Origin of the sequence: Actinomadura geliboluensis (assembly GCF_005889745.1) — a bacterium.
Taxonomy (GTDB): Bacteria; Actinomycetota; Actinomycetes; order Streptosporangiales; family Streptosporangiaceae; genus Spirillospora; species Spirillospora geliboluensis.
On sequence record NZ_VCKZ01000443.1, the window covers coordinates 1 to 7187 of the forward strand.

Consider the following 7187-nt stretch of genomic DNA (forward strand, 5'->3'; position numbering starts at 1 on the left):
GGTGTCGGGTTGTTCGACGAGGTCGGGGTCGTGGTTGGCCGCTCCGAGGAGCATCACGATGACCTGCCCGGCTTTGAGGTGGGTGCCGGCGAAGTCGGTGTCGTGCAGGACGGTGCGGGCGTCGACCTGGACGGGTGAGTCGTAGCGCAGGAACTCCTCGACCGCTGTGGGGATGAGGGCGGGGTCGGCGCGCAGGGCGGCTTGCTGGTCGGGGTGGTCCAGGAGGGCGTGCAGGGTGTTGCTGAGCAGGTTGGTGGTGGTCTCGAACCCGGCGCCGAACAGCAGCAGCGACGTGGAGATCATCTCCTGTTGCGACAGGCGTGCCTGCTCGGGTGCGGTGGCCATCCGCGACAGCAGGTCCTCGTGCGGGTCGGCTCGTTTGGCGGCGAGGAGATCGGTGAAGTAGGCGACGAGGTCGGCTTCGGCCGCCGCGGCGGCGGTGATGGCCTCGGGGTCGGCGGCGGGTTCCAGGAGCGCGACCATCTGGCGGACTTTCGGGGTGAACACCATCCGGTCGGCTTCGGGGACGCCGAGCAGGTCGGCGATCACGTTGACCGGCAGCGGCAGGGCGAGGGTGTCGACGAAGTCGCCGCCGGACCGGCGGGCGAGTTGGCCGAGGTGTTTGCGGGTGCGGTCTTCGATGGAGGCCCGCAGGTCCTGGATGTGCCGGGTGGTGAACACCGAGCCGACCGAGCGGCGCAGCCGGGTGTGCTCGGGCGGGTTGGCGAACAGCATGCTGTGCCCGAGCCGCCCTTGGGCCTGGCGCTGTTGTTCGCCGGCGCCGCCGGGGAGTCCGAAGCCCGCCAGTTCGTTGCCCTTGCCGAACGAGCGGTGCCGCAGCGCCGCGTCGCACTCGGCGAACCGGGTCAGGACCAGGGTGCCGTCACCGGTGAGCAGTACCGGCGCGGTCTCGCGCAGCCGCCGGTAGGCCGGGTAGGGGTCGTCGCGGGGGGTCAGGAAGATCTCGAAGAACAGCTGCTCGGCGGCCGGATCGCTGGTCGCCGTGCCCAGGGCCGTGCCGTTCGGGGATGTCATGAGGGGGTCCCGTCGTCGAATTGGCCGATGGCCTCCCAGACGCAGTCTTCCGCTGGGCTGGTCGCGGTGAGCCGTGCCCAGCTCTGTCCGGCCTCCACGGAGGCCAGCCGCGCCACCAGCAGGTAGGGCGGGCCCGCGGCCGGACACTGCGTCCAGGTCAGCCAGATGCCCCGCAGCCGCAGCGGCGCTTCGATCAGCGACCCCAGGTGCGTCAGCGTCACCGCGCACACGCTCATCACCGCGCTGGGCTGCGGTTGGTCGGCCGGGCCGCCGGGCAGCACGGCCAGCGCCCAGACCTCGCCGCCGACCGCCCTCCATGCCAGTGATCGGGGTGCGTGGGGTGGATCCGATGGGGGAAGCGGTTCGCGCCAGACCAGACTCTGTATCCCATCCATACCCCCACCATTTGACACTCAAGCCCTCTATGTCAATGAAGAGAACACGATTGTTCTGACTGTCAACCAGTCCATTGCCCGGGGTTTGCGGACACCGGGGTTGTTGCGGTCATCGGTGTGAGCACCCCGGCAAGCCGTGCAGGCGCGCGGCTGGATGCCGGGCACCCCCTCCGGCCACAAGGGGTACCGGTCAGAACCGCGTCACGGGCGTGTTCGCCCCCGGGTTCGGTCTGCCCCCGGGTTCGGTCTGCGGGGGCCTGGCGGGCTGTGTGGTGTGAACCTGGTCCCGGCGGGCGCCTCCGCCGGGACCAGGGGCCTATGGGGTGCGGGGGTGGTGCGGCTGCGGGGTGGAAAGTTCACCGGAGGGCGGCTCGGTGTCTCCGGTGGAAGGCCGAGTGGCGTCTTCGGTGGCGTCTTCGGTGGCGGGGGTCCAGGCGAAGGCGAGGGAGCCGCCGGTGAGGGCGAGGAGCATGCCGATCAGGAAGCCGCCGAAGTTGGTGTAGAGGAAGGAGGCCAGGGCGGCCAGGAGGACGATGACGCTGAGCAGGGTGTGGTGGCGGGGCTGGTACCACAGCAGCAGGCCGGTGAGGGTGATGATGCCGCCGAGCAGGAACCCGGCCAGGCCCGCGGTGCCGGGCAGCGACAGCACGGTGTACAGGTCGGCGGGCAGCAGCAGGATGGCCGCGCCGCCGGTGGTGGTGAGCAGGCCGCCCCAGAAGGGCCGGCTGCGGCGCCAGGACCGCCAGCGCCGCCAGTGGTTGCGCAGGCGGCCGGTGAGCGGGGTCGCGGCGTTCAGAAGCATTCTTTGACGTCGCCTCCCATGGTCATGTCGATCCCGGCGAGTTTGAGTCCGCTGGCGGTGACCCAGCGGACCTGGCCGTGGATGCGCAGTTTGAGGTCGGTGCCGGTGATGGGCAGGGTGCCGGGCGGGCCGGTCTGGACGGGGATGTCGCCCAGGCCCTTGACGGGAGTGGTGCCGCCGCGGCCCAGGGCGATCCCGCCCCCGACGACCTCGACGTCATCGATGGACTCCAGGGCCAACTGGAGTTCATCGAGCTGGAGCCGCTGCCCGGGTTGAGTGGTGATGCGCAGCACCCGCGAGCCCAGCGGGCTGGAGACCTTGCCGGAGGCGCAGATGCCCTCGGCCCAGGTGTCGCGCAGCGCCAGGGCGACCACGGTGCGCCGGTCGCCGTCGCGGGTCTGGAAGAACCGGGGGAAGGACCCGCCGGCGTTGGTGGACAGCCGCTGGATGGTCAGTTTGATGTTGGTCTTGCCCTTCAACCCGGCCGAGACCGGTAGCGCGCCGCGCAGCACCCCGACGACCATCACCGCGACCACACCCAGGACCGGAACCAGGACCGCGGCGAACCTCCTCCACCGGGTCCGCCCCGCAACGGTGGGGAGACTGGGCGGGGTGTCCAGCGGAGCGTGGCGGCGCCGCCACAGCCGGTCGATGAATCTCACCCCGCCACCTTTGACAATCAGTCGCGACTTGTCAATGCCACGCACATCATTGGTTGGAATGTCCTCGGCGGGGGTCGAGGGGTGTCCGGCCACTGGACACCCGGCTTGTTACTGTCGGCGGCGTGAACACTCACGTCCCGGCCGACTTCCAGACCCGCGTGCGCCACCAACTCCGCAGCGACGCCCTGGACGCCGCGTTCGCCCTGATGACCGACCAGGGCTGGTCGGCGGTCACCATGACCGCGGTCGCCGCGGCCGTCGGCGTCAGCCGCCAAACCCTCTACAAAGAGTTCTCCTCCAAGGACCAGATCGGCCAAGCCCTGCTCATCCGCGAAGCCGAACGCTTCATCGACGGCGTCGCCGCACACGTCGCCGCGCACGACGACGTCGCTTCCGCGATCGAGGCCGCCGTCCGCTACACCCTCGACCAGGGCGCCACCAACCCGCTGCTACGCACGATCCTGTCCGGCGACCGCGGCGGCGACACCCTGCTGCCCCTGGTCACCACCGACTCCCAGCCCCTCATCGCACTGGCCGGCCAGGTCCTCAGCCAGCACATCACCGCCCGCGCCCCCGGCCTGGACGACGAAGACATCGCCGCGACCGCCGACGCACTGGTCCGCCTCACCGTCAGCCACCTCCTGCAACCCCTGGACGACACCGGCACCACCGTCACCCGGCTCACCCGCCTGGCCACCCGAGGCCTCGGCCTCCCCTAAAACCCCGATCCCCGACGAGGGAGCGGACGGCGTCATCTCCGGCGGCGTTCAGGTCGCCGACGAGATCGGTGGCCCGTTCCGCCAGGTCGAGCACGGGATTCTGATTGGATCGGCCAAGGGGCGCAATCACTCGATTCCGCCCCCGCGGGTGGTCTCGGCGCTACTGGGCGGCGCCTGCTTGCGCGGTCTGCGCCCGGCCGCCGAGCGGCAGGCGCTTGGCCACGTCCAGCCGTACCTCGCCGTAGGGCTGGACGTGCTGCCAGAACAGCGGAGTCAGCCCGCGCCGGTCGGCGGGCTTGAGCAGTTTGGACCATTGGGGGTCGGCGAGGACGTCTTGCAGCATCAGGGTGTTGATGTAGACGAGCGCGGCCTGCAGGATGCGCAGGCACAGGACGGTCATCTCCAGTTCCTCGCGCCGGTTGGTGGCGATGTCGCCGCCCTTGCCGTAGAGGATGACCGAGTTGGCGCCGTTGGAGGACTCCACCACGTTGAGACCTTCCTGGATCTCCCGCTGGAGTTCGCGCAGGCGCAGGTAGCGGGCGATGAAGATGGTCTTCTGCGCGCGGCCGACCTCCAGCATGGCCTGGTAGACCGGGTGGGAGGCGGCCTCGGTGAACCGGCGCAGGATCGCCTCGGTGGAGGCGGTGCCCTGTTTGATCGCAGTCGCGTACTTGATCATCTGGTCGTAGTTCTGCTCGATCACCTCCCAGCGGACCGGCCGGGTCATCGCCGGTGCCAGCCGCGGGTACAGGTCGCTTTCGCCGCTCTCGACGCGGTAGAGCTTGACCTTGTTGATCTGCTTGATGCGCGGCAGCAGGTCGAAGCCCAGCAGCCGGGTCACGCCGAACCCGATCTCGGTCTGGCCGTGCGAGTCGACGTAGTTGCCCTCGACCTTCATGGCGGTGCCGTGCCGGACCGCGCCCTCGATCATCGCGTGGACCTCCGAGGCCGAAGCGCGCAGGGTCTGGGAGTGCACGACCATCGACCCGCGCTCGATGTGCCAGTAGATGAGGATGCCGCGGCCCCCGTAGCGGGAGTGCCACTCGGTGAAGATGTTCTGGTCGTAGGCGCGCACGTGCGTGGAGTCGGAGGCGACGGTGGTGGTCGCCTCGCCCCACAGCGCGGTGTCGCGGGCGGTGAAGGTCGCGTTCGCGATGGCGATCGCGATGTCGGCGGCGACCTGCGGGGTCAGGTAGCGGCGCCGCACGTAGCGGATGTCGTCCTCGCTGTGGGCGTGGCCGCCGGCGGCGACCGCCCGGATCCCGGTGTTGGTGCCGTACCCGAAGATCGCCAGCATCAGGCGCTCGGCCAGGACCTCGGGCCCCAGGGTGGAGTTGCCCGCCACCGAGGTGACGGCGTTCAGGCAGCCGGTGCGCAGCACCGCCTCCTTGAGCATGTCGATCAGCGGGACCGCGCCCCAGCGGCGGCTCACCTCGTTCTTGATCTTGCGTAAGTTCCGCGGCTCCTCCGCCGGGCCGATCTTCGTCAGCTTGATCGCGCCGGACTTGCGGCCGGAGATCTCCACCCAGTCCAGCTTGGGCAGCGCGGTGTCCAAGGCCTCCAACTCGGCGCGCATCTCGGCCTTCAGTTCGGCGATGAACTCCTTGGGGTCCAGCGGCTTGCGCAGCTCGGCGTAGTTGGCGGCGCGGCGGGCGGCGAAGTCGGCGGGCAGGTCCTCCTCCGGGTCGCGGAAGGAGTCCGCGCCGACCACCCAGATCTCTTTGCAGCGCAGTGCCTCGCGCAGTGCCTGGAAGGTGACGATCTCGTACACCATCCGCACCACCCGCCGACGGCCGCGCTTGTCGCTCTTGAACACCAGGTCCTCCCAGGCGCCGGCGGTGCCGCGATGCTCAGGCACCCGCTCGCCGCGCGGGTAGTAGGTGGTGTTGCCCGCCTTGGCGTAGCGGCGGACCAACTCCAGCGCCTCGATCACCGGCTGGTAGGCGGTGTTGTTGCTCTTGAACTCCAAGGTGTCCAGCAACGCGATCAACCCGCGCCGGTAGTGGTTGGTGTAGGAGGCGCGCAGCGTGGTCTGCACCGTGGTGCGGTACGCCGGGCCCTTGGTCTTGAACTCGTGCACCAGGTCCTTCAGCGTCTGCTCGCCGCCGGTCACGGCCGGGAAGATGACCGCGCGGACCGGATCGTCGGGACGACCGAGCGCGGCGTCGGCGACCCTGAACAGGATGTTCTCCTTCCCGGTCACCCGTTTGAAAGCGTTGATCAGCTCCTTGGTCACCTTGCTGTCGGCCCGCGCCTTGATCCGATGCACGGTCGCGATCAGCAACTCCACCAACGTGTCGGTGACCTCCCGCTCCCGCTCGCAGACCAGCGCCGCCAACAACAGCACCGTCAGCTCACGCGGGTGCGTGCGCATGTGAGAGGGAGCCTCCACCGCCGCCCGAGCCCGCCAGGCCGCCAGCACCTTGGGCGCCACATCGGCGAACAACCCCAGCGGCAACCCGATCGAACGCACCGCCTCCAGCTTGCGGATCTCGGTCATCATCGACTCCAGGCTCACGTTGCCCGGAGCCGACTTGATCAGCGCCAGCAGCCCAGAAACGCCGTCGTCCTCCTCCGCCGTCGCCTCGGCCGCCTCATCCTCGCTGTCCTCGTCGTCGACGCCATCGTCGATGCCGGCCAGGGCGCAGATGCGCCCGGTGGTCTCCGCACTCAGCCGAGAAGCGATCCGCACCGACCAGGTGACCTCCGCGTTGTGCAAGGCCGAGGCCACGATCCGAGAGATCCGCCCCGAGGTCGGCGGTTCGATCCGCTCCTCACGCAGATACTTGAGCAGCTCCTCACGAACCCGCTCGGGCCGGCGCTCGGCGTGGGCGACATTCTCGGCCAGCCACACCGTGACCTTCTCCGCGTCCACGGTCGTGCAGACGCGAAAGTCCAGGTGGGTACGGATCTGACCACGGTGATACTCGATCGTGGAACCAGACCACTCGTAGAAGCCGAACTCCGAGGCGGGCACCTGGACCTGCTTAGCCACATGCTCGACAGCCTCGTCGGCCAACTCCGAACGTCCTCGCGGGAAGCGCCCGTGCTGCGTATAGAACTTCAGCAAGACCGCGAATCCGAGGCGCGTGGCGCCACGCTTCCCGGCGATCAGCTCACGCTCCTCGTCCAGAACCGTCCAGTGCTCGACAAGCTCGTCGATGTGCATCGGGGGGTGCGCCATAGCCGCCCAGCATCGACCAGCCAAATCACAACAAGATCAACGCCGTTTGGGGCTCATGACGCGTTTCTTACCGACACCCCTACTTTGGGGCTGGGGTCAGCTTCGGGAGTAGGACGCCGAATCGTGCGAGCGACACCGCGAACCGCCCCAGGCTGGCGAGGGCCGAAACCCTCTCCCAGAAGCGGTGAGAACGACGATGCTTCACCGGATCATCACCCCTTTCTCTCTCCCGTCCCCTGTAGACGGGCGCCCTGACGACAGGGCTCCGGGAGATCCGGAGGGGTGCTCCACCAGTCGGCCCTCCACTCGGGTCCGCGCGACCAGATGAAAGGTAGCTCTGCGTAACATCTCTGGCGAAACCCCTCCGGTGGCGTGTTTGCGGTGGTGGGG

General features: G+C 69.2%; 6 protein-coding genes. 1 reads left to right on the forward strand and 5 read right to left on the reverse strand.

Annotated elements, in window-relative coordinates:
* The 4 genes from ETD96_RS37860 to ETD96_RS37870 all read right to left on the reverse strand — a co-directional run.
* On the reverse strand, positions 1 to 1035 hold a 1035-nt coding region (locus ETD96_RS37860), incomplete at its 3' end, for a cytochrome P450 (RefSeq protein WP_171069427.1).
* A complete protein-coding gene (locus tag ETD96_RS45355) occupies positions 1032 to 1430 on the reverse strand; it encodes a hypothetical protein (RefSeq protein ID WP_171069428.1) in 399 nt (132 codons plus the stop codon). The genes ETD96_RS37860 and ETD96_RS45355, both read right to left, overlap by 4 nt.
* A 316-nt stretch (positions 1431 to 1746) precedes the next feature.
* The gene (locus ETD96_RS37865) at positions 1747 to 2232 is read right to left on the reverse strand and encodes a DUF6114 domain-containing protein (RefSeq protein ID WP_138641307.1); all 486 of its coding nucleotides are present in this window, start codon (positions 2230 to 2232) and stop codon (positions 1747 to 1749) included.
* Entirely contained in the window at positions 2223 to 2894 is a 672-nt protein-coding gene (locus ETD96_RS37870) for a DUF6230 family protein (protein ID WP_138641308.1), read from the reverse strand. Before ETD96_RS37870 ends, ETD96_RS37865 begins: the two co-directional genes overlap by 10 nt.
* A gap of 122 nt (positions 2895 to 3016) precedes the next feature.
* On the opposite strand from ETD96_RS37870, the gene ETD96_RS37875 reads away from it, so the two are divergent.
* Positions 3017 to 3613, forward strand: a complete 597-nt coding sequence (locus ETD96_RS37875) for a TetR family transcriptional regulator (RefSeq protein WP_138641309.1) — start codon at positions 3017 to 3019, stop codon at positions 3611 to 3613.
* Positions 3614 to 3773: 160 nt separating this feature from the next.
* On the opposite strand, the gene ETD96_RS37880 is transcribed toward ETD96_RS37875, so the two are convergent.
* Positions 3774 to 6797 carry a Tn3 family transposase gene (locus ETD96_RS37880; protein ID WP_138641310.1) on the reverse strand — a complete coding sequence of 1008 codons (3024 nt, stop codon included), beginning with the start codon at positions 6795 to 6797 and terminating at the stop codon, positions 3774 to 3776.
* Positions 6798 to 7187 lie beyond the last annotated feature (390 nt).

Bases quoted from the DNA above. Each gene is read 5' to 3' on its own strand.
- ETD96_RS37880 (WP_138641310.1), bottom strand. From the start codon at position 6,797: ATGGCGCACCCCCCGATGCACATCGACGAGCTTGTCGAGCACTGGACG.
- ETD96_RS37865 (WP_138641307.1), bottom strand. From the start codon at position 2,232: ATGCTTCTGAACGCCGCGACCCCGCTCACCGGCCGCCTGCGCAACCAC.
- ETD96_RS45355 (WP_171069428.1), bottom strand. From the start codon at position 1,430: ATGGATGGGATACAGAGTCTGGTCTGGCGCGAACCGCTTCCCCCATCG.